This window comes from Streptomyces sp. NPDC014801, assembly GCF_043082085.1.
GTDB lineage: Bacteria > Actinomycetota > Actinomycetes > Streptomycetales > Streptomycetaceae > Streptomyces.
In genome coordinates this window covers 126494-147951 of the sequence record NZ_JBIBXG010000017.1, presented here as the reverse complement: position 1 = coordinate 147951, position 21458 = coordinate 126494, and the positions used below count along the sequence as shown (strand labels likewise).

The 21458-nt window shown below is 76.4% G+C and carries 17 protein-coding genes and 2 pseudogenes; 6 read left to right on the top strand and 13 right to left on the bottom strand.

The window, feature by feature from the left end:
* Nucleotides 1–86: 86 nt before the first annotated feature.
* A pseudogene (locus ACF1AL_RS35300) lies at nt 87–302 on the top strand (DUF1918 domain-containing protein); the annotation flags it as partial.
* Nucleotides 303–473: 171 nt separating this feature from the next.
* Here the strand turns inward: ACF1AL_RS35300 and ACF1AL_RS35295 are convergent.
* Nucleotides 474–929 carry a universal stress protein gene (locus ACF1AL_RS35295; RefSeq protein ID WP_366837425.1) on the bottom strand — a complete coding sequence of 152 codons (456 nt, stop codon included), beginning with the start codon at nt 927–929 and terminating at the stop codon, nt 474–476.
* A gap of 287 nt (nt 930–1216) precedes the next feature.
* On the opposite strand from ACF1AL_RS35295, the gene ACF1AL_RS35290 reads away from it, so the two are divergent.
* Entirely contained in the window at nt 1217–2053 is an 837-nt protein-coding gene (locus ACF1AL_RS35290) for a universal stress protein (RefSeq protein WP_391698614.1), read from the top strand.
* 170 nt (nt 2054–2223) lie between these two features.
* The gene (locus ACF1AL_RS35285; RefSeq protein WP_391698616.1) at nt 2224–4593 is read left to right on the top strand and encodes a glycoside hydrolase family 65 protein; all 2370 of its coding nucleotides are present in this window, start codon (nt 2224–2226) and stop codon (nt 4591–4593) included.
* A 110-nt stretch (nt 4594–4703) separates the two neighbouring features.
* Here the strand turns inward: ACF1AL_RS35285 and ACF1AL_RS35280 are convergent.
* The 11 genes and pseudogenes from ACF1AL_RS35280 to ACF1AL_RS35230 all read right to left on the bottom strand — a co-directional run.
* A pseudogene (locus tag ACF1AL_RS35280) lies at nt 4704–4829 on the bottom strand (dsRBD fold-containing protein); the annotation flags it as partial.
* A 91-nt stretch (nt 4830–4920) separates the two neighbouring features.
* On the bottom strand, nt 4921–7251 hold the full coding sequence (locus ACF1AL_RS35275) for a heavy metal translocating P-type ATPase (protein ID WP_391777701.1): 2331 nt from the start codon (nt 7249–7251) through the stop codon (nt 4921–4923).
* A gap of 12 nt (nt 7252–7263) precedes the next feature.
* Nucleotides 7264–8157 (bottom strand): universal stress protein, encoded by an 894-nt coding sequence (locus ACF1AL_RS35270; RefSeq protein ID WP_391777702.1) that lies wholly within the window; start codon nt 8155–8157, stop codon nt 7264–7266.
* A 481-nt stretch (nt 8158–8638) separates the two neighbouring features.
* Nucleotides 8639–8854 (bottom strand): ferredoxin, encoded by a 216-nt coding sequence (locus ACF1AL_RS35265; RefSeq protein WP_386420104.1) that lies wholly within the window; start codon nt 8852–8854, stop codon nt 8639–8641.
* The gene (locus tag ACF1AL_RS35260) at nt 8851–10158 is read right to left on the bottom strand and encodes an NADH-ubiquinone oxidoreductase-F iron-sulfur binding region domain-containing protein (protein ID WP_391777703.1); all 1308 of its coding nucleotides are present in this window, start codon (nt 10156–10158) and stop codon (nt 8851–8853) included. The genes ACF1AL_RS35265 and ACF1AL_RS35260 overlap by 4 nt, the downstream gene beginning before the upstream one ends.
* Nucleotides 10155–10841, bottom strand: a complete 687-nt coding sequence (locus ACF1AL_RS35255) for a ferric reductase-like transmembrane domain-containing protein (RefSeq protein WP_391777704.1) — start codon at nt 10839–10841, stop codon at nt 10155–10157. The genes ACF1AL_RS35260 and ACF1AL_RS35255 overlap by 4 nt, the downstream gene beginning before the upstream one ends.
* Nucleotides 10841–11803: an FAD:protein FMN transferase gene (locus ACF1AL_RS35250; protein ID WP_391777705.1), complete on the bottom strand. Its 963-nt coding sequence runs from the start codon at nt 11801–11803 to the stop codon at nt 10841–10843. Before ACF1AL_RS35250 ends, ACF1AL_RS35255 begins: the two co-directional genes overlap by 1 nt.
* Nucleotides 11800–12183 (bottom strand): hypothetical protein, encoded by a 384-nt coding sequence (locus tag ACF1AL_RS35245; protein WP_391828556.1) that lies wholly within the window; start codon nt 12181–12183, stop codon nt 11800–11802. The genes ACF1AL_RS35250 and ACF1AL_RS35245 overlap by 4 nt, the downstream gene beginning before the upstream one ends.
* Nucleotides 12184–12362: 179 nt before the next feature.
* The gene (locus ACF1AL_RS35240; RefSeq protein ID WP_391777706.1) at nt 12363–13703 is read right to left on the bottom strand and encodes a sensor histidine kinase; all 1341 of its coding nucleotides are present in this window, start codon (nt 13701–13703) and stop codon (nt 12363–12365) included.
* Nucleotides 13700–14407: a response regulator transcription factor gene (locus ACF1AL_RS35235; RefSeq protein WP_366837437.1), complete on the bottom strand. Its 708-nt coding sequence runs from the start codon at nt 14405–14407 to the stop codon at nt 13700–13702. The genes ACF1AL_RS35240 and ACF1AL_RS35235 overlap by 4 nt, the downstream gene beginning before the upstream one ends.
* A gap of 124 nt (nt 14408–14531) precedes the next feature.
* Nucleotides 14532–15041: a carboxymuconolactone decarboxylase family protein gene (locus tag ACF1AL_RS35230; protein WP_391698632.1), complete on the bottom strand. Its 510-nt coding sequence runs from the start codon at nt 15039–15041 to the stop codon at nt 14532–14534.
* Nucleotides 15042–15053: 12 nt separating this feature from the next.
* Between ACF1AL_RS35230 and ACF1AL_RS35225 the strand changes: the two genes are divergently transcribed.
* From ACF1AL_RS35225 to ACF1AL_RS35215, 3 genes are all read left to right on the top strand, one after another.
* Nucleotides 15054–15605 (top strand): MarR family winged helix-turn-helix transcriptional regulator, encoded by a 552-nt coding sequence (locus tag ACF1AL_RS35225; RefSeq protein WP_391777707.1) that lies wholly within the window; start codon nt 15054–15056, stop codon nt 15603–15605.
* Nucleotides 15606–15752: 147 nt separating this feature from the next.
* Nucleotides 15753–17174, top strand: coding sequence for an MFS transporter (locus tag ACF1AL_RS35220; RefSeq protein WP_391777708.1), 1422 nt, complete (start codon nt 15753–15755; stop codon nt 17172–17174).
* 65 nt (nt 17175–17239) lie between these two features.
* Complete coding sequence (locus tag ACF1AL_RS35215) at nt 17240–18418, top strand: XdhC family protein (RefSeq protein ID WP_391777709.1); 1179 nt, start codon at nt 17240–17242, stop codon at nt 18416–18418.
* A 75-nt stretch (nt 18419–18493) separates the two neighbouring features.
* Here the strand turns inward: ACF1AL_RS35215 and ACF1AL_RS35210 are convergent, their stop codons facing one another.
* Complete coding sequence (locus ACF1AL_RS35210) at nt 18494–21142, bottom strand: WD40/YVTN/BNR-like repeat-containing protein (protein ID WP_386584681.1); 2649 nt, start codon at nt 21140–21142, stop codon at nt 18494–18496.
* Between the last annotated feature and the right edge of the window lie 316 nt (nt 21143–21458).

Here is a 21458-nt window from a genome sequence, read left to right as displayed (position 1 = left end):
GCCCCGGGTCCCGGGGACGTTCGTCCCCTGGTGGGGGCCGGGTCTCGGGCCGACGCTGCGATGCAGATGCCGAGGAGGTGACGGCCATGTACGCGCACGTGGGCGACCGGCTGATCGTCGAGAGTCCCGTCACCGGGGCCACCCGGCGGGACGGGGAGATCGTCGGAGTGCCGCACGAGGACGGCACACCGCCGTACGACGTGCGGTGGTCGGACACCGGGCACGTCACCCGGGTCTTCCCCGGACCGGACGCACGGGTCCACCACTACGGCGGCAAGGCCCCCTTCAGGGCACACGAACCCGTCGCCGCGGCGCCGGGCGAGGGGGGAGCCGGCCTGGAGACGTGACATACCGACGGCCCGGAGACGGCCACGGCCGTCCCGCCGCCCCTGGTGTGCGCACGCGGCGGCCCGCCGCCGGGCGGTCACCCGGCGTGTGCGGTCACCCGGCGTGTGCGGTCGCCGGGCGGGCGCTCAGTGGGCCGGGTCCTTGTGCTGGCGGACGACGACGACGGGGCAGTCGGCGTGCTGGGCGCAGCGCTGGCTGACCGAGCCCAGCATCGCCCGGGCGAAGCCGCCCCGGCCGCGGGCGCCGACGACGAGGATCTCCGCCCCGTGCGAGGCCTGGATCAGCACCTCCGACGGGTCGCCCTCGACGAGGCGCTCCGTCAGACGCGCGGGGCGACCCTCCGGGAAGACGGCCCGCAGCTCCTCCGCGAACCGCTCCCTGGCCTGCTGCAGGTCGAAGTCGGGATCGATCGCGGGGCCGCCGCTCCAGCTGTGCTCGGAGGGGGTTTCCCAGGCGTGGATCGCCTCCACGACGCCGCCGATGAGGCGGGCATGGCGGTCCGCCCAGCGCAGCGCCGCGTAGGACGAGGGCGACCCGTCCACGCCCACGACCACTCGGGGTTCCGGCTCTGAGGTCTGCATGGTCACCTCGCTCGGGCAGTCGCAGTGTGCGCACTTCCACGCTGCCCGGCGGCGGGCCGCCGCGCCAGCCGGGACATCTTCGGGGCGGCCGGCAGGGGAGGCGCTGCCCGGCTGCCCGGCTGCCCGGCAACCCGGCTGCCCGGCACCCCGTCCGGCCGCTGGGCCCCTGGGCCGAAGGTCCCTGTCCGGGGCCGAACCGCTCCTGTCCGCGAGGGGCGCCCGGTGCGACGGTGAGAGTGAACACCCCTGCTGCCCGGTGGGGCAGCCCGAGAGAAGGCGGTGGGGTCATGGAACTGCCCCTGGTCGTGGGCGTCGACGGATCGGACGGCAGCCTGCTGGCCGTCGACTGGGCGGCGGACGAGGCCGCACGTCACGGTCCGCCGTTGCGCGTGGTGCATGCCTCCCCCTGGGAGCGGTACGAGGAGTCGCTGCCGACGGTGAGCCGGGACCGCTCCTCGCAGCGGGTGCTGGCCGAGCACATCGCCGCGTCCGCCGCGGAGCGCGCGCAGCGACGCCACCCCGATCTCAAGGTCTCGGCCGACACCCTGCCCGCGGATGCCGTGTCCGCGCTGCTGAGGGAGTCCGAGAACGCCTCGGTGCTGGTCACGGGCTCGCGGGGGCGGGGAGCCGTCAAGGGCGCCCTGCTCGGCTCGGTCGGGCTTGAGGTCGCGGCCCGGGCGGCCTGCCCGGTCGTCGTGGTGCGCGGTGACCAGGCCGGCCTGGCCGGCACGCACGAACGGGTCCTGCTCGGCCTGAAGGATCTCGGCACCAGCACGGAAGCGGTGTGGTTCGCGTTCCGCGAGGCCGAGGCCCGCGACGGCGAGCTCGACGTCGTGCACGCCGTGAGCGCCGACCCGGCGGAGCAGGCAGCGGGCGGCGACAAGCCCTCCGCGGCCTTCGACACACTGGTCGCGGAAGCCGCCGCCGAGCATCCGCGGGTACGGGTGCGCCGTACGACGGTCGCGGGCCCCGCCGGCAAGGTGCTCGCGGACCGCTCGGCCGCCGCCGACCTGGTGGTCGTGGGCGCCCGGCGCGACGCGGGCACCCACCGGCTCGGCGGAGTGCCCCGGCACCTGCTGCACCACGCGGCGTGCCCGGTGGCGGTCGTACCGCAGCGTGCCTGACGACCGGCCGCCGGCGCCCGGCGAGCGCGGTACGGCGCCCCCGGGAGGCGGCGGCCCGCGGCCCCCGCCCCGCACCACCGGCGGGGCGGGGCTTTGCGGGTGACACTGGACCGGCGGGCACCGACCGCCGGGGTACCCGCCCTCGCGAGCGGCGAAGGGGGCCACCGCGCATGACGGGCTGGACCTGGGAGTACGAGGGGTACGACCCCGCGGACGAACGCCTGCGGGAGTCACTGTGCACGCTGGGCAACGGCTGCTTCGCCACCCGCGGGGCGCTGCCCGAGTGCGCGGCCGACGACGTGCACTACCCCGGCACCTACGCGGCGGGCTGCTACAACCGGCTCACCTCCGTCGTCGCCGGGCGCCCCGTCGAGAACGAGGACATGGTCAACCTGCCCGACTGGCTGCCGCTGCGCTGCAGACCGGCCGGCGGTGACTGGCTCACCCCGGACACCGCGCCGGTCCTGGAGCACCGGCAGGTCCTGCACCTGGAGTCCGGGCTGCTGGAGCGCACCACCCGCTACGGCCTCGGCCCGGGACGCACCCTGTCCGTCCGCCAGGAACGCCTCGTGCACATGGCCGATCCCCATCTCGCGGCCCTGCGCACCGAGTTCACCGTGGAGGGCACGACGACCGAGCTGGAGGTCGAGGCGGCCCTGGACGGCGGCGTCACCAACGCCGGGGTGGCGCGCTACCGCGGCCTCGACGGACGCCACCTGACCCATGTGCACACCGGCAGCGCCGCCCCGCACACGGTGTGGCTGCGCTGCCGCACCCGCACCTCGGACATCCGCATCGGCATGGCGGCCCGGCTGCGCGCCGACGCTCCGGTCACCGACGCCCACGAACACCCCCGCGCCGTACAGCGGGCGCGTCTGGTGCTGCACCCCGGCCGTCCCGTCACCGTCGACAAGACGGTCGCGCTGCACACCTCCCGCGACCCCGCCATCAGCGATCCGCTGCAGGCGGCCGTGGACCGCGTGCGCGCGGCGCCCGGTTTCCAGGACCTCCTCAGGTCCCACCGCACCGCGTGGAAGCAGCTGTGGCGCCGCGCCCGGATCGACGTCCCCGGAGAGGAGGGGGCCATCCTGCGCCTGCACCTCTTCCACGTCCTGCAGACCCTCTCGCCGCACACCGCGGACCTCGACGTCGGCGTGCCCGCCCGGGGCCTGCACGGCGAGGCCTACCGCGGGCACGTCTTCTGGGACGAGCTGTTCGTGCTGCCCTACCTCGACCTGCACTTCCCCGAGGTCTCCCGGGCCCTGCTCCGTTACCGCCACCGGCGCCTGGAGCGGGCGTGCGCCGCGGCACGGGCCGTCGGCCGGCGGGGCGCGATGTACCCGTGGCAGAGCGGCAGCGACGGACGCGAGGAGACGCAGCGGCTGCACCTCAACCCCCGCTCGGGCCGCTGGCTGCCGGACCACACCCGGCTCCAGCTCCACGTGGGGTCGGCCGTCGCCTACGACGTGTGGCAGTACTGCGAGGCCGGCGGGGACACGGAGTTCCTGCACACCAAGGGCGCCGAGATGCTGCTGCAGATCGCCCGCTTCTGGGCGGACTCGGCCGTCTGGGACGCCGGCCTGAGCCGGCACCGCCTGCGCGGAGTGGTCGGCCCCGACGAGTACCACGACGCCTACCCCGGAGCGACGGCACCCGGCCTCGACGACAACGCGTACACCAACGTCACCGCGGCCTGGGTGCTGGCCCGGACCCTGGACGTCCTGCGCGACCTGCCCGAGCCGCGCCGGCGGGACCTCTTCGAGCGCACCGAGGCGGACGGCGGCGAACTCGAACGGTGGGAGGAGGTCTCCCGCACCCTCCACGTGCCCTTCCACCAGGGCGTCATCAGCCAGTTCGAGGGGTACGGCGACCTCGCCGAACTCGACTGGGACGGCTATCGCAAGCGCTACGACGACATCCGCCGGCTCGACCGGATCCTGGAGGCCGAGGGCGACTCCGTCAACCGCTACCAGGCGTCCAAGCAGGCGGACGTCCTGATGCTCGGATACCTGTTCTCACCGGCCGAACTGCGGGCGCTCTTCAAGCGGTTGGGCTACCGGCTGGACGACGCCACCTGGCAGCGCACCGTCGACCACTACCTGGCCCGCACCAGCCACGGCTCCACCCTGAGCGGCCTCGTGCACGGCTGGGTGCTCGCGCGCGCCCGGCGCAGCGAGGCGTGGGCGTTCTGCCTGGAGGCCCTGCGCGGCGACGTCGCCGACCTCCAGGGCGGCACCACGGGGGAGGGCATCCACCTCGGTGCGATGGCCGGCACCCTCGACCTGGTCCAGCGGGGCCTGACGGGCCTGGAGACCCGCGACGGGGCGCTCTGGCTGGACCCGGTCCCGCTGCCCGGGCTGTCGTCGTACGGCTTCTCGCTGCACTACCAGGGGCACTGGGACGTGCGGGTGCGGATGGAGAGCGAACGGCTGGAGATCACCGTCCCGCCCTCCGACCTCCCCCCGATCGACGTCCGCCTCCCGGACCGCACGGTCACCGTCGCACCGGGGACGACGAGCCGCCTGCTGCTGCGCGACTGACGCCCGGGCGGCCACCCGCGACACGGGCGACCGGCCCGGCGCCGAGAGGGCGGCCCCCCTCGGCACCGGGCCCCGGCCCGAAGGACGGGGCCCGGCCACAGACCGGAGCGTCAGGCCTCGACCGGACCCGCCGGCGCGACGATGTCGTCCGCGGCCACGTCGTGCGGACGGATCGCCAGGTCCTCCAGGGCACGGCTGGCGGCGAGTTCGTCGCCTATCCCGGGCCGTGCTGACGACGGGGGACACCGCGTATGTGACGGGCCGGGGTGCCGCCCGGCGCAATCCGGTCGACCGGCCGGTGCCGGAGTGCCGAACGGCCCTTGTCCCTCACGGCGCGAGGGAGAAGTAGCTCTCCTCCTCCTGCGCGAAGTGCAGGCGCAGCACGGTGTTCAGGCCGTACAGGCTCGCGCGCAGGTCGTCCAGCTGCGACGGCTCCAGGCCCCCGTGGGCGCGGGCCAGGTCCAGATGGGTGGCGACCCGGCGGGAGAGCCGCTCGATCTCCGCGTGGGCGCGGCTCATGGTCGAGGTGGCCTCGGGGCCGCCGAGCGCGGGCGCCAGCGCGGGGTAGAGCCGGTGCTCCTCGGCGTACTCGTGCGGCAGGAGCCGCTCGGTGAGCAGCCGGTGGGCCTCCTCGACGGCGGCCAGGGCCCGCGGACCGGGAGGACCGGAGAGCGCGTCGGCGGCGTCCCGCACGGCGTCCAGGACGTCCCGCAGATCGTCGTGCTCGGCGGCGAACCGGTGGATCAGCGCCTCGGCGTCGGGGGTGAGCGCCGCACGCGCGGTGCGGTCCGCCCGCAGCGCGCGCAGGGCGTTGAGGATGACGGCGACGTCGATGGCCTCCTGCAGCAGGGCGCCGGCGGCGGGCGGCAGCGCCCCCGCGGCGGCCGCGGCCATGGCCGCCAGGGACATCAGCATGCCGCCGAGCGCGCTCTGCACGGCGATGCGCCGGGCCCGCACCGCCAGGGCGACGGCATCACCCAGGCGGTCCACGCGATCGGTGGTCAGCACGATGCCGGCGGCCTCGGAGGAGGCGGTGGAGCCGCGCGCGCCCATGGCCACACCGACGTCGGCGGCCGCGAGGGCGGGAGCGTCGTTGACTCCGTCCCCGACCATGACGGTGACGGCGCGCTCCCGCTCGGCGCGCACGGCCGCCACCTTCTGCGCGGGTTCGAGCTCCGCGCGCACCCCGTCGAGACCGAGGACGGCGGCGACCTCCTCGGCCGGCGCGGCCCGGTCCCCGGTGAGCATCAGCAGCCGGCGGATGCCGGACGCCCGCAGATGGCGCACGGTGCGCGGGGCGTCTTGGCGCAGCGGGTCGCGCAGCAGGACGGCACCGGCCGGGGACCCGTCCACGGTGAGCCAGGCAACGGCGGCCCCGTCGAGCAGGGCGCGGTTCTCCACCGCCGCGGCCCAGCGCGGACGTTCGCCGGAGGTGTCGGCGCGGCCGACGCCGACGCGGCGTCCGTCCACCAGCCCCGCGGCGCCCCGGCCCGGCTCCTCCGTGACGTCCGAGGGCGCCGACAGCCTCAGGCCACGGTCCCCGGCCGCGGCGACGATCGCCTGGGCCAGGACGTGCGGCGAGTACTGGTCCACCGAGGCGGCCAGGCGGAGCACCTCGGCCGGTGTGAGACCGGGGGCGGCGGCCACCTCCAGCACCCGGGGGCGCCCCCGGGTCAGGGTGCCGGTCTTGTCGAGCAACAGCGTGCGGGCGTGGCCGAGGGTCTCCAGCGCCGCCCCGTCGCGGATCACCACGCCCATGCGGGACGCGCGCGAGAGACCGGAGACGATCGCCACCGGCGCGGCCAGCAGCAAGGGGCAGGGGGTCGCCACCACCAGCACGGCGACCGCCCTGACCGCGGAGCCGGCGGCCAGTCCGGCGGCACCCGCAACCACCAGGGTCAACGGCAGGAACCAGGCCGCGAACCGGTCCGCCAGCCGCACCACGGGCGCGGACTCCGCTCCGGCCTGCCGGGCCAGCCGCACGATCCCCGCGTACGTGCTGTCCCGAGCGGTCGCGGTGGCGCGCACCGCGAAGGCTCCGCCCGCGTTCACGACACCGCTGCGCACCGCCTCACCGCCGGCTCGCTCGACGTGCAGGGGCTCCCCGGTGAGCACGGACTCGTCCAGCACGGCGGCGGCGCCCTCCACCGTGCCGTCGACGGGTACCACCTCGCCCGGCCCCACCACCAGCAGGTCGCCCACGGCCACCTCGTCGAGCGGCACCGTGGCCACCCCGGCGCCCGTGCGGCGCCGGGCCGAGCGCGGCGCGTGTTCCAGCAAGGCGCGCAGGTCGTGGGAGGCGCGGCGCCGGGCGGCGGCCTCCAGGGTGCGGCCGGTGGCGAGCATCAGCGCGATCAGCGAGCCCGCCAGGTACTCGCCGACCGCGAGCGTGCCCCCCAGCGCCAGCACGGCGATCAGGTCCACGCCCGCGTGCCCGCGGCGCAACGCGGCCAGCACCCAGCCGAACGCGGGCACGACGGCCGCCACGGTGCCCAGCGCCCACAACAGGTCCGCGAGCCCGTCCGCCCCGAGGAGCAGGGCGAGACCGCCGCCGGCCAGCGCCGCGCCGGTCACCAGCAGGAGCGCCGGTTCCAGCCGTGCGGAGACGCCCGCCGCCGTGGTGCGGGGCGTGGCGTCGGTGCCGGACGAGCGCTGCACGGGGCCTCCGCCTCACAGGTGGGGGACCACGGCCACCGGGCAGGGCACGTCGCGCGTCACCGCGTGCGTCACGGGCCCGATGTGCGCGCCGGCCCGCCGGGGGCGGATCCCGCGGCCGACCACGAGCAGACACGCGTCGGCCGACGCGTGGAACAGCTGCTGCGCCGCCCTGCCGTAACGGACCGTCTCGCGCACCGCGACCGTGGGGTACTTCTCCCGCCACGGCCGCACCACCGCCGCCAGGGCCCGCTCGGCGGCCGCCCGCGAGGTGACCTCCGCCCAGGTGTCCGGGGTGCCCGGCGCGTGGCCGTAGGCCAGCCGCCAGGTGTGGACGATCCACAGGGGAGCGGACCGCAGCGCGGCGCTGTCGAAGGCGAAGGCCACGACCTCCTCGCAGGGGCCCGCCGGATCCACACCCGCCACCACGTGTCGGTGGGCGGCAGGGGAAGCCGAGCCGGGCGGAAGGGGCAGCCGCTCGTCCGCGGCCGTCACACCGGCGCGGACGAGGACGACGGGCCGGGTGACCCGGCCGAGGGCGGACAGCGCGACCGAACCGGCCAGCACCCCGCCGACGCCGCTGAAGGCCCGGCTGCCCAGGACGAGGAGCTCCGCCTCGGAGCACGCCGCGGCCAGGGCCTCGGCGGGAGGCCGGGCGACCAGCACGGCCGTCGTGCGCACCCGCGGGTGGTGTTCGGCGAGCAGCGCGGTGGCCTCGCGCAGGATCTGCCCGGCACGCTCGCGCGGGGCGTCGAGTTCGGGCAGGTGGGACGGGCCGGACGCCAGTCCCTCGACGGCGTGCAGCATCCGCAGCGGAACGCCGCGACGCTCGGCCTCCCGGGCCGCCCAGCCGGCGGCGGCGAGGCTCTCGGGCGAACCGTCCAGACCTACGACGACGGGGTGAGCCACGGCCGGCACCTCCCGGAGTGGATGTCCGCGCACGGCGGCGGGCCTGCACTCAGGATCCCCCTGCCCGGGGGACGGGCCCAGAGCCGCCGGACCCCGCCGACGGGGCCGAACGGCCCTGGCGGAACAGGGGCCGACGGCGGTGGGGGAGGTCGGCGGCCGGCGGTGGGGGAGGTCGGCGGCCGGTCGGCGCTGGGGGAGTTCGGCGGTCCGCCGATGGTGGGGACGCCGGCGGGTGCCTTTCGGGGCAGAAGGGCCTCCCCCGGCGGCAGCACCGGGTGCCCCTCGTCCGCCGGTGGTCCGGTGGGCCTCTCCGGAGCATGCGTCGCCGCCGGCTCGTCCTGGCCCCGACGGTGGCATGCGCCGCAGCCGATTCGCTCCCGGCCCTGACGGTGGCATGGAGGGGCGCCGCCCGGCCGCCCCGCCGAGGGGGAGGGGTCCCCGGCGCGACCGGAGCGTCCTCCCGCCCCCGAGCGAGGGGCCGTCACGGGCCGCCGCGGTCGAGGTGCAGGGCCAGGCGGGGGCATGCGGCGACGGCTCGCCGGGCGTGGCGGCGCAGCCGGTCGGGTACGGCCGGGTCCCGCAGGACGGGGTAGCCCCATTCGTCGAGGTCGACGAGTTCGGGTAGGAGCTCGGCGCACAGTCCGCGGCCGTCGCAGGCGATCCGGTCGACGCGCAGGGTCCGTCGCGGGCGGTTCATCGCCAGGTCTCCGGGGGCACGGCGGGCGGTACGGCCGTCGTCGCCGGGCGGCGGGCCCCGGCGCAGGGGAACCCGGCGAGGTGCCGGCCGGCGTCGTCGGCGAAGGTCCGCAGGGCGGAGGCGGCGAGGCGGGCGGCGCCGTCCGGATGGCGGCAGGCGCCCCGGTCCGGCAGCAGCGCGGTCCGCCGGTGCAGCCGGGCCGGCAGTTCCGGGTCGGTCCGCCCGGCGGCCAGCAGGGCGAAGTCCCCGGCCACCGCGGGCAGTCCCAGACGGCAGGGGCCGCACTGGCGTGCGCTCTGGGCGGCCAGATAGGCCAGCATGCGTGCGGTCTCGGCGAGGCCGCACGCCCCTTCGGGGAGGACCACCAGCACGCCCGCGCCCGGGGAGGCGCCCCACGGCGCGAGGTCGCGCCGGGTGAACGGCGTGTCCAGGGCTGAGGCGGGCAGCCAGGCGCCGGCGAATCCGCCGAGAAGGACGGCCTGCGGGGCCCGCGCGGCGCCTCCGGCCCGGTCGAGGAGCAGGGCGACGGGCATGCCCGTCGCGCTCTCCAGGACGCCGGGTGCCGCGACCGCTCCCGAGACGGTGACCAGGACGGTGCCCGGTTCCTCGCAGGTGCCCGCGCCGCGGAACCAGGCCGGCCCGTGCCGGGCGATCAGGGCGACATGGGCGAGCGTCTCGGCGTTGTGGACGAGCGTGGGGCGGCGGCCCACACCGCGTTCGTACGAGCGGGGCGGGGTGCCCCGCGGGCGGGCCGGACCGCCGTCGAGCCAGCGCACCAGGGACGTCGACTCGCTGGAGACGTAGGCGTGCGGGAGGGCGTGCAGCCGCAGCCGCACCGGGTCCAGGCGGGCCCTTCGGCGTTCACCGAGAGCGGCCTCGAGCCGGCGGAACTGGGCGGGCCGGGCGCGGGAGACACACACGTGGACGACGTCGGCGTCCACCGCCCCGGCGGCCAGGACGGCCCCGTCGAGCACGAGGTGCGGGGCGACGGCGAGCAGGACCGCGTCCTTGCGGCTGGCGGGTTCGCTCTCCATGGCGTTGACGACGACCACGGCACGGCGGGCACGGGCCGCCACCGAACGCAGCTTCCGGCCGGCCGGGAAGCCGGCGCCGCCGCGCCCGGTGAGCCCGGCCGCCTCCACCGCTTCCACCAGGGACGGCTGCGCGGGGAGCGGCCCATGGCGCCGGAGGTGGTCGACGAGCGCGTCCGCCCGCCCGGTGGCGTACCAGCCCGCCAGCAGCCGGGCGCCGGACCCGGACGCGGTGACGCCGGGCGACGGGAGCGCGGGGACGGGACGCGTCATCGTCCACCTCCCAGGAGGAACGCGGTCGTCGCGGCTCGGTGGGCCCAGCCCGGTTGCAGGGGCCCGTCGGCCAGGAACACGGTCAGCGCCACCGGTACGGCGGCCGCCGTCACGGCGGCGGTCACGCGGCCGGCGAGACGTCCCGGCCCGGCGGTCGCCAGGCGCAGGCCGACGGCTCCGGCCACCGCCGCCACGCATCCGGCGTAGAGCCACAGTTGCAGGGGCAGCCGGGTGTCGGTGCCCGTCCCGGCGGCGTGGAAGACGGCGAGCGGCCAGGCGGCGTAGGCCAGCCGGTGCACCGCTTTCCAGCGCCGCACGCCCAGCCGCCGGCGCAGCGCGGTGGTGATCAGCACCGCGAGCAGCAGGTCGCAGGCGACCGTGCCCAGCCCCAGCCACAGCGGACGGTACGACGCGGCGAACGGCACCACGGCCACCGCCCACCCCAGACGCACGAACGGATCGAGCACCGCCGTCACGACGTGCAGGGCGAGAAACGCCGATGCCAGCAGGGCGACGTTGCGGTGCAGCAGCCCGAGTTCGAACCGGCCGATCCGGCGCGGCGCCCCCCGGCCGCCCGCCACGATCCCGAGCACGACGGAAGCGGTGAGCAGCAGCAGGGCGAGCGTGCCGCCCGCCCGGGCGGCGTACCACAGCGGGCTGCCGGTCACGGCGAGGGCGTTCATCAGGAGCCTCCGAACGGTGTGGCCGCCCGGTCCCGGGGCCAGCCGCCGAGCGGGACGACGCGGCCGTCCAGGCGCACCAGACGAGCCGGCAGGCCCAGGGCGCGCAGCCAGGGGACGGCCCGGTCGCCGAGCACGATCGCGGCCGTGCCGGCGGTGTTGGCGTCCACGCAGGTGGCCGCCGCGACGGTGACGGTGCGCCACACCGGCGCGGCGGGCTCACCGGTGGCCGGGTCGACGATGTGGTGCACCACGCGTCCGCCGCGCCGCCAGGTGCGGACGCGGATGCCGGAGGTGGCCAGCGCCCCGCCGGTCACGGCGACGGCGGGCTCGCGGCCGGTGACGGGCCGGGCGTGGTCGTCGGCCAGGGCGATCCGCCAGCCGCCCTCGGGGGCCGGCCCGGCCGTCGCCAGGTCGCCCCCGAGGCCGACCAGCACTCCGCAGCCGGTGGCCGTGGCGGCGGCCCTCGCCGCGCGGTCGGCGGCGAGGGCCTTGGCGGTGGCGCCCAGGTCCAGCAGGGTGCCCCGGGGCAGGCACAGCCGGCGGGTGTGCGGTGCGAAGGCGATGTGCTGCCAGCCGCTCGCGGGGCGGGCGGTGGGCAGGGGCCGGGCGTCGTCGGGGCGCAGGGAGGCGAAGGTGCGGTCGTAGCCGAGCGCGATCACCGCGGCGCCCACGGTCGGGTCCACCGCGCCGGCGGTGAGCCGGGCGGCGCGCAGCGCGGCCTGCAGGGCGGTGGCGAAGTAGGCACTGACCGTGGTCGGGGTGCCGGCCGCGAGGTTCACCCGGCTCAGTTCGGAGTCCGGCCGGAACCGGCTGCAGGCGGCGTCCACGGCGGTGAGTTCGGCGCGCAGCACGGACCGTGCGGTGGACAGGGCGCGGGGATCGGTGACGAGCAGGACGGCCGTGGTGCCGAGGGCCGGGAAGACGGCCCGCGCGGGGGACGGCGCCGGTGTGCGGGTGGTCATGACGCCCCCGTCGTGGTGTGCGGTTGCTGTGTCGTCGTGGTGGGCGGGGCGATAGGTGCCTGCGGCGTGGCGGGAGCGGCGGTCCCTTCGCCGGCGTCGTCCTCGTGACCGGATGCCGAGCCGCCGTCGTCCCCCGAAGCGCCGGTGGGGGAGGACACCGCGGGCCGCGGCCCGGCGGGCCCGGCGGGCGCCGGGGCGGTCTGGCCGCCCGGCAGCAGGTGGGTGTAGAGGCCGCCCAGCGCTGCCGCGCCCGCGACGGCGCCGGCGGCGATCCACCGGGTGAGCAGGCGCACCCGGCGCAGGCCGCGGTCGCGCCCGGCGGGGGAGCGCTCGGGGCAGGGGGGCGGGGGCTGGGGGAAGTCGTCCGGCGGTGGTGCCATGGCGGTGGCTCCTGGTGTCGCGGCGGCCCGGATCGGCTGCGTGCATCTCCAGGCTGGTCCCCCGGCAGTCGGGAACCCGCTCACGTCTTCTTCAGAACCGGTAAAGATCTGGCGCCGCTGCCTGGTGTCCGCAACGGGTGAGGGGCCCGCCCCCGGTGACGCACCGGCATCTCCCGGCGTCACGACCACCGCGGCAGATCCAGTACGACGGTGAGGCCGCCGCCCGGAGTGTCCCGCAGCCGTGCCGTACCGCCGTTGGCGGTGACGAGCCGGTGGACGATGGCGAGCCCCAGGCCGGTGCCCCGGGCCCGCGGGTGGCCGAACCGCCGGAACGCGACCGCCTTCAGCTCGTCGGGCATCCCCGGCCCGTCGTCGGTCACGCTCACGCGGACCACGCCCGGCTCGGGCCGATGGCCGACCGTGACGCTCCCCCCGGCGGCGGCCGCCTCCACGGCGTTGGCGATCAGGTTGTCGAGGATCTGCTCCAGATGTCCGTGGCCCAGCGCCGCGCACACGTCCGGTCCGGCACGCGCGGCCAGCCGGACGCCGCGTTCCTCCGCCACCGGGGCCCAGGCCGCCACCCTTTCGGCGACCACCTCGCCGACCCGCACGGCGGCCGGGCGGGGCGTGGCCTGCTCGGCGCGCGCCACCGCCAGCAGCCCGTCGACCAGGCGGGACAGCCGCGCGACCTCCTCCTGGGCGGCCGCCAGCTCCGCGGCGGTGCCGCCCTGCGCCCCGGCGGCCAGCACGTCGAGCCGCAGCCGCAGCGCGGTCAGCGGGGTGCGCAACTGGTGGGACACGTCCGCGATCACGGCCCGGTGGCCGTGCAGCAGGGCCTCGGTGCGGGCGGCCATGGTGTTGAACGTGGCGGCCAGCCGGCGCACCTCCGGGGGGCCGCCGCCGACGTCGGCGCGTTCGTCCAGGGCGCCCTCGCCCAGCTTGCGGGCCGTGGTGTCCAGAGCCGACAGGGGGCGGCTCACCCAGCGGGCCAGCCGGACGGACAGCAGGACCGACGCGCCCAGCCCCGCGGCGGTGATCACGGCGGCCCAGCCCCAGATCGCGGCGACCCGGGCGTGGTACGGGGTCGCCGAGCGCGCCAGCACGACCGCACCGGCGGGCCGGTGGACCTCGCCGGCCGGTTCGGCGGTCAGCAGCCGGCCCTCGTTCTCCGGTCCCTCCGGCTCGTGCCCGGCCAGCACCCCCGTCACCAGCTCGCGCGCCTCCTCGCCGACGGCCGCGCCGCAGGACGTTCGGGCCACGAGCCGGGCCGAGGCGTCGTACACGGCGGCGCAGTCGCCCGCGCGGGCGGCGGCGGTCAGCTCCCCGCGCAGCGCGCCGGGCGGTCTGTGGTCGGACAGATGCTCCTCGGCGGCCGCGGCGATCACCCGGGTGGCTGCCCGCTGGCTGTCCCGGAAGGCGACGCGCTCGCGCGCCGTCAGCGACACCGCGAGGGGGACGACCGCCAGGACCAGCAGGACGGAGGTCAGGACCAGGAGTGTCCGGGTGATCCGGCGCGTCACGTCCGCTCCCGGTGCTCCCGGACCGATCCGAGCCGGAACCCGTGCCCGTAGACCGTCTCGATCAGCCCGGGCACCCCGAGCTTGCGGCGCAGGGACGCCACATGGACGTCCAGCACCTTGGTCGGCCCGTACCAGTGGGCGTCCCAGGCCCGTTCGAGGATCTGCTGCCGGCTCAGCACCCGGCCCGGGTCCGCGGCCAGGCACTCCAGGACACCGAACTCCTTCGGGGTCAGCGCCACCGGCCGGCCGTCCACGGACACCTGCCGGGTGCGCAGATCCAGGGTCAGCGGCCCGTGCCGCACGGTCTCCGGTTCCGCCGGGCGCCTGCGGCGCAGCACCGCGCGGATCCGGGCCAGCAGTTCCGCCAGCCCGAACGGCTTGACCAGATAGTCGTCGGCGCCCTGGTCGAGGGCCACCACCCGGTCCGCCTCCTCACCGCGGGCGGTCACCGCGATGATCGCGGCATCCGACCGGGCCCGCAGCCTGCGGCACACCTCGACGCCGTCCACGTCGGGCAGTCCGAGGTCCAGGAGCACGACGTCGGGGGTGGGCGCCGCCAGCGCCGCCCGCCCGGTGGGGACGCCCTCGGCCGCGTACCCGGCCTGGAGCAGGCCGCGCACCAAGGACTGCGCGATGCCCCGGTCGTCCTCGACGACCAGCACCCGCGTCCGTCCGCCCGTGCCGGCGGCGGCCTCGGTGTCCATGTCCCTGCCCGCCTCCCGGTCGGCGCGCCGCACGGCGCCGCCACTCCCAGCGTGCGATCTCACCCGGTGCCGGCGTCAGGGGCCGTTCGTCCCGACGCACGGCCGGAAGGGGCGGGCCGACCCCTCACGCCGCCCTGACGAGGCGGTTGGCCAGCGTCGACATCGTGTACGTGCCGATGCCGAAGACGACTTCCAGGGCGTTGCGCTCGGTGTAGCCGTGGGCCAGGAGGGCCTTGATCCCGTCGTCGTCCACGGCGCCGGCGGTGGCCAGGACGTCGAGGGTGAACGCGCGAAGGGCGGCGAGGCGTTCGTCGGCGGGAGCGCGTCCCTCGCGCAGGGCGGTGACGAGGTCCGGCGCCGCGCCGAGCGCGCGCAGCTTGCCGGTGTGCAGGGCGATGCAGACATGGCAGTCGTTGCGTACGGCGACCGTCATGACGACGGTCTCCCGGGACAGGGCGTCGAGGGTGCAGCTCTCGAAGCTCGCGCTCATGGCCAGGAAGCCGTTGAGGAGTTCGGGTGACGTGGCGAGCCGGGCCACGGCGTCCGGGACGGTCCCGTCGAACCGGGCGGCGACGGCCTCCATGGCGGGCCGGGAGTCGTGCGGGGCGCTTTCCACGGTGTGTGCGGCGAACATGGCGCTCCTAAGATGGTCAATATGGTTGACGACAAGATGGTAAACCAGGTTGTCGATATCGGCAAGGGGGCGGACGCGCCCTCCGCTGACGACGGCCGCCGCAGGGCCGGCTACGAGCTGCCCCTGCTGCTGTTCGCGGGCTTCCGCACGCTCATCGACGCCCTGCACGCAGAACTCGCCGAGCAGGGGCACCCCGAGGTGCGCCCCGCGCACGGCTTCGCCCTTCAGGCGATCGGCCTCGAGGGCAGCGCGGCCAGCGACATCGCCCGCCGGCTGGGCATCTCCAAGCAGGCCGCCGGCAAGACCGTCGACCGCCTGGTCGCCCTCGGCTACGCCGAGCGCGCCGACGACCCCACCGACGCCCGCCGCAAAGTCGTACGGCTCACCGCGCGCGGCATCGACGTCCTGGCCCGCTCGGCGCGGATCTTCGAGCGCCTGCGCGCCGACTGGGCCGCCCGGCTGGGCGAGGACCGGGTGCGCGCCGTCGAGGACGACCTGGCCGTCGTGGTCGCTCCCGGAGCGTTCCGGCTGGACGCGGCGGGATGGATCGGCGCCACGATGTGAAGGCGGCGGGCGCGGAGCCGCTCACCTCGCTCACGGACGCGCCGGACGGGGGCAGGGGGGCCACGCCTGCTTCCCGCCGCATGTGACACCTGTCGCTTACTGTGACCTTTGGTGGGATACGTCCCCGAAGGGAACGGAGTCGACAGCGTGCCGTTCGCGGAGCCGGCCCGGGGCGACGGGCCCGACGCCGCCCGGGTGCCGGCCCCGGGGTCCGGGCGGCGGTCCTGGGCGCCGCTGCTCGCGGTGTGCGCCGGGTACTTCATGGTGATCCTGGACGTCACCATCATCAACGTCGCCGTGCCCGTGATCGGGCGGGAGCTGGCGGCCTCGCTCACCGGCATCCAGTGGATCACCGACGGCTACACCCTCGTCTTCGCCGGTCTGCTGCTCACCGGGGGAGCGCTCGGCGACCGGCTCGGCAACCGCCGGGTCTTCTGCTCGGGCGTGGCCGTGTTCACCGCGGCCTCGGCCGCCTGCGCCCTCGCGCCGAACGCCGGCTTCCTGGTCGCCGCCCGGCTCGTGGAGGGGCTCGGCGCCGCGCTGATCGTGCCCGGATCGCTGGCCCTGCTCCAGCAGGCCTACCCCGAGCCGGCCGCGCGCTCGCGCGCCTTCGGGCTGTGGGGCTCGATGGCCGGCATCGCCGCCTCCGCCGGGCCGCTGCTCGGCGGCCTGCTCGTGTCCACGGTGGGTTGGCGCTGGGTGTTCCTCATCAACCTGCCCGTCGGCGCGGTGTGCCTGCTGCTGACCCTGCGCAACGTGGCCCGCTCGCCGCGGCGCGCCACCCGCTCCCTGGACTGGCCCGCCCAGTGCGCGGTCGTCGCGACGGTGGCCCTGCTCACCGCCGCGCTCAACGAGGCCGGACGGCGCGGCTGGTCCGACCCGGCGGTCCTCGCCGGGCTGGGCCTGGCCGCGGTGGCGGCCGCCGCCTTCGCGCTGCGTGAGCGGCTGGCCCGCTCACCCGTCCTGCCCCTGGGCCTGCTGCGCGCCCGCGCGATGAGCGGCGGCGCCGTTGTCGGCCTGCTGTTCAACTTCGCCTTCTACGGCATGGTGTTCACGGCCAGCCTGGAGTTCCAGCACCAGCGCGGCTTCAGCGCGCTGGCCACCGGGCTCGCCCTGTTCCCGGCGGTGGCCATGACCACGTTCGCCTCCGTCCTGTCCGGGCGGCTGAGCGGCCGTACCGGAGACCGCCCGCTCGTCGTGTGCGGCATGCTCCTGGCCGCGCTCGGGCTCGCGGGCTGGGCCGCGGCGGGCGACGACCCCGCCTACCCGCTGCTGATCGCCCCCATGATGGCCGCCGGGTTCGGCACGTCCTTCGCCCTCACCGGCTCCACCACCACCGTCATGGGCGCCGCGCCCCCCGCCTACGCGGGCGCCGCCTCCGCCCTGTTCAACACCACCCGCCAGATCGGCAGCGCCACCGGCGTCGCGCTCGGCGGCAGCCTCCTCGCGGCGGCCGCCGACTACTCCAGCGGGCTGCGCACCAGCATGGCCGTCGGAGCGCTGGCCTACCTGACGGCCGCGGCCCTCGCCTGGCGGAGCGTCCCGGTACGGGCCCGGCCGGCGTCGTAGGGCGGGCCGCGTCGGCGTGTCGTAGAACAGGGGGAGGAGGCGTCCCGCCGGGAAAGGAGCGCGGTGTGCGTGAGATCCTCCCGGCGCTGGACCGCTGGTACACCGCAGGTGCCGCCTTCGGGCTCGCCACGGTCGTCGCCGTCAGCCGCAGCGCGCCGCGCGGACCGGGCGCCGCCATGGCGGTGGGGCCGGACGGCGAGGTCGTGGGCAGCGTGTCCGGCGGCTGCGTGGAGGGGGCGGTGTACGAGCTCGCGCAGCAGGTCGTGGCGAGCGGCGAGGCCCGGCTGGAGACCTTCGGCTACGGCGACGAGGACGCGTTCGCGGTCGGCCTGACCTGCGGGGGCGAGATCACTCTGCTGCTGCGGCCGGTGACGCCCGCGAGGGACGCGACGTTCGGCGCGGTGGCCGCGTCCGTCGCCGCCCGTGAACCGGTGACCGTGGCGACCGTGACCGACGGACCCGCCCCGCGCGGAGCCACCCTCGCGGTGTGGCCGGACCGGGCGGCCGGCACCCTCGGGACGCCCGGGCTGGACGCCGCCGTCACCGCCGACGCGCGCGGCGAACTCGCCCTGGGCGCCACCGTCCTCAGGCACTACGGGCCGCGCGGCGAGCGCCGGGAGGACGACGTGGCGGTCTTCCTGCAGTCCTTCGCGCCACCCCCGCGCATGCTCGTCTTCGGCGCGATCGACTACGCCGCCGCCGTCGCCCGGATCGGCGACTTCCTCGGCTACCGGGTCACCGTGTGCGACGCCCGCGCCGTCTTCGCCACCCCCCGGCGCTTCCCGCCGGGCGTCGAGATCGTCGTCGCGTGGCCGCACCGCTACCTCGCCGGCACCGTCACCGACGAGCGCACGGTGATCTGCGTCCTCACCCACGACCCGAAGTTCGACGTCCCGCTGCTCCAGGAGGCACTGCGCCGGCCGGCCGCCTACATCGGCGCCATGGGCAGCCGCCGTACGCACGAGGACCGTCTGCTGCGGCTGACGCGGGCCGGCCTCACGGCGGACGAGCTGTCCCGGCTGCGGTCGCCGCTCGGCCTCGACCTCGGCGCCCGTACACCCGAGGAGGTCGCCGTGTCCGTCGCCGCCGAGATCGTCGCGCTCAGGTGGGGCGGCACGGGCACGCCGCTCGGCGCGACCACCGGGGCGATCCACCCGCGGCCGGGCGGCGCCGGCCGGGGCCGGGACCGGCGGGAGCGGCCCGAGGTCCCCGACCCTGAGCGGCCCGAGGCCCCCGGACCCTGAGCGGCCCGAGGCCCCCGGACCCTGAGCGGTCCGGGGGCCTCGGTGGAGCTGCCTCTCCAGGTCAGGCCGGGCGGGTCACGGCGTCGGAGTCTTCCAGATGCCGCGGCCGTGCGTGGCGACGTACACCTGGCCGCCGTCGGGGCTCGGCGAGAGGTAGACCGCCGGCGCGGTGGGCAGGTTCGTGCCCAGGCGCGCCCAGTGGCCCGCCGCCGTGCTGGTGAACACGCCCAGGTCGGTGGCGACCACCAGCGTGCCGTCCCGGGTGATCAGCGCCGCGTTGGCCGGGGCGTCCGGGAAGGAGTCCGTGGCCGCCGGGTCACCGCTGACGTCCGTCCAGGTCGCGCCGCCGTCGGTGGTCCGCCACACATGGCCGTAGCCGGCGCCGGGGCCCTCGTTCCAGTGCCGGGAGAAGCCGTTGACGACGGCGTAGACCGTCCTGCCGGAGGCGTCGGACGGGTCGATGGTCAGCCCGGAGATGTAGCGGTTCGGGAAGGCGGCGGGCAGGCTCACCTGGTGCCAGGTGCCGCCCTGGTTGGTGGCGATGCCGCGCCCGAACGTCCCGTCGACGGCGGAGCAGGTGCCGCACCAGGCCGCCCAGACGACATGGCCCCGGCTGGTGACCGCGGAGGCGGAGCGGCCGGCGCCGAGGTCGTACAGCTTGGTCCAGTCCGCTCCGGAGGTGCTGTGCCAGGTCTTCGTGTTGCCCCACACGTACTGCCCGCCCGCGACCCACAGGCCGTCGGGGTCGGTCTCGTCGGCGCCGAACGGGGCGATGAAGCGGGCCCCCGGGTCGCCGGGCGCGATGTCGGTGATCACGTCCTCGGCGCCGTCGTCGCTCGCGGTGTAGCCGCAGTTGTTCGTGATCTGCAGCGCGAGGTCGACGTACTCGCCGACGGTCTGGCAGCCGTTGGCCGGGTTGACCAGCTGGTCGCCGCCGTCACCACCGAAGGGGGACACCATCTCGCCGTCCGGGGCGAGCGGCGCGCCCTGGTAGGTGGCGCCCCGGGGCGCGAGCAGCGAGACGCCGTTGTCCTGCAGGCCGCCCCAGACGGCGTCGCCGCTGCCGTCGGTCATCCTGCCGGCCCGCACCGAGTAGTACTGCAGGGTGCGCAGCGTGCCCGACTCGTTGAGGTTGCGCCAGCCGGCGGCGGTCTGTGTCGTCGGGCGGGCGTAGGCGCCGCCGTCGTTGCCGACGAACACCTCCGGGGTGGTGCCCGGCCACCGGGAGATGGCGAGGGCGTGCTGGTCGGAGTGCATCACGTCGCCGTCGCAGGTGTTCTCGGCCGGGTCGTAGGAGAAGCACGGCATCCCGAAGTCCCAGTACCGGCCGACCGACTTCCAGGTCGCGCCGCCGTCGCGGGACTCGAACATCTCCTCCAGGCCGAGGTAGACGTGGTCGGGGTCGGCCGGGTCCACCGCGATGACCTGGTCGTACCAGGCCTGGGAGCCGGGCTGGTAGCCGCTGCCGATCTCCTTGATCTTCATCGCGGAGCCGGACGCCGACAGGGACGAGGAGGTCGCGAGCTGCTGGAACGGGCCGCCGGCGTCGCCGCTGCGGCTGACGTACACGCCCGCGAGGACCGAGTACACACCGGACCCGGAGGACTTGTTCAGCAGCTTCGGGGACTCCATCGAGACGTACAGCCTGCTGCCGTCGGCCGCGTAGGCGAAGGCCGCGTTGCCGATCTCGGCCGGGTTGATCGCGCCGGTCGGATTGGCGCGCTTCCAGGTGGTGCCGGCGTCGTCGGAGTAGTAGAAGCCGTTGTAGGCGGCGCCGCTGCGCCACGCCACGTTGGCGAGCAGCTTCCGGCCGCCGGTGCCGGGCTGGACGGCGATGTCGTTGGCGATGTCCGCGTACGCGGCGTTCACGCCGCAGGCCACGCCGCCGATGCCGACGCCGGCGCACGGGGCGAGGACCTTCGTCCAGGCGGTGGTGGCCCCGGCGGTCAGCGGGCGCCGGAAGACGCCGTGCGAGGAGGCCGCGAAGACGTACCCGGCGGCCTGGTCGAAGGTGAGGGTGTGGATCGAGCTGGAGTCCAGCTCCGTGCCGCCCACCTTGTCGCTCTCCGCGAACGTGCCCGTGACCGGGTTCGCGAGCCGGTACACGCCGCTGCCCAGGTAGTTGTCGGAGGCGGTGGTGGCCTCGCCGGTGGCGAGCCACAGCGCTCCGTCGGGCGCGACCGCGAGGGCGCCCACGGACAGGGCGGGCAGCCGGTCGGCGATCGGCGTCCAGGTCCTGCCGTCGTCGGTGGAGCGGAACACACCGCCGCCGGCGGCTCCCGCGTACACCACGCCCCGGTGCGCCGGGTCGGTGGCCAGGGCGGCGATACGGCCCGCGGAATGGCCCGCACCGCCACCGGAGTTGGAGGCGGAACGGTCGCGGTAGTGCAGCGCGTCCTCGTTGTACGGCGCGGTGGTGACCTCGCTCCAGCCGGCCGCCTTCACCGGCATGTTCTTGATGTGGGCCCAGGCACCGGCGTACGCGCCCGGCGCGATCCGGTCGCCGGGGGAGAGCCTCGGCTCGTCGAACGCGTCGAGGGACTCCATCAGTTCGTGGGACTCCTCGCCCGCCACCTCGTGGCGGCCGGTGCCCGAGTCGGCGTCCACTCCGTAGGCGGCGACGGGTACGGTCCCCGCTATCAGGAGTGCGGCGGCGACGACCGCGAGTGCCGGTCTGCCACCGCTCTCCGCGTCGCGGCGCGGTCTGCGCCGTGCGGAACTCACACGCATGCACTGTCTCCGGCTTCTTCGGAGCAGGGGGCGGCCGCCCCTACGGCCGCTCGTGATCTCCCACTGCCGAGCGCCGGAAACGTACTCCCGTCACCCCGTCGAGTCCCAGATGTTTACGGCGACTTTAGACTCTGACATAGGTAACGATTGCCAAAAATGGGTCCGTTGGCCGTCGTGCCGGGAACGGGGAAGGGAGTGCTCCCCCCTCTTCAGCGCATGCGAGCGGCCAGGTGTCACTCCCGACCCCGTCACTCCCGACCCCAGGGGACTGGGCCCCGGAGGCGCGGCACTCGGTACTGCACGCGGTGCG

Coding starts and splice junctions, on each gene's coding strand:
- ACF1AL_RS35295 (WP_366837425.1), bottom strand. CDS start 929: ATGCAGACCTCAGAGCCGGAACCCCGAGTGGTCGTGGGCGTGGACGGG.
- ACF1AL_RS35290 (WP_391698614.1), top strand. CDS start 1,217: ATGGAACTGCCCCTGGTCGTGGGCGTCGACGGATCGGACGGCAGCCTG.
- ACF1AL_RS35285 (WP_391698616.1), top strand. CDS start 2,224: ATGACGGGCTGGACCTGGGAGTACGAGGGGTACGACCCCGCGGACGAA.
- ACF1AL_RS35265 (WP_386420104.1), bottom strand. CDS start 8,854: ATGAACCGCCCGCGACGGACCCTGCGCGTCGACCGGATCGCCTGCGAC.
- ACF1AL_RS35260 (WP_391777703.1), bottom strand. CDS start 10,158: ATGACGCGTCCCGTCCCCGCGCTCCCGTCGCCCGGCGTCACCGCGTCC.
- ACF1AL_RS35255 (WP_391777704.1), bottom strand. CDS start 10,841: ATGAACGCCCTCGCCGTGACCGGCAGCCCGCTGTGGTACGCCGCCCGG.
- ACF1AL_RS35250 (WP_391777705.1), bottom strand. CDS start 11,803: ATGACCACCCGCACACCGGCGCCGTCCCCCGCGCGGGCCGTCTTCCCG.
- ACF1AL_RS35245 (WP_391828556.1), bottom strand. CDS start 12,183: ATGGCACCACCGCCGGACGACTTCCCCCAGCCCCCGCCCCCCTGCCCC.
- ACF1AL_RS35235 (WP_366837437.1), bottom strand. CDS start 14,407: ATGGACACCGAGGCCGCCGCCGGCACGGGCGGACGGACGCGGGTGCTG.
- ACF1AL_RS35230 (WP_391698632.1), bottom strand. CDS start 15,041: ATGTTCGCCGCACACACCGTGGAAAGCGCCCCGCACGACTCCCGGCCC.
- ACF1AL_RS35225 (WP_391777707.1), top strand. CDS start 15,054: ATGGTCAATATGGTTGACGACAAGATGGTAAACCAGGTTGTCGATATC.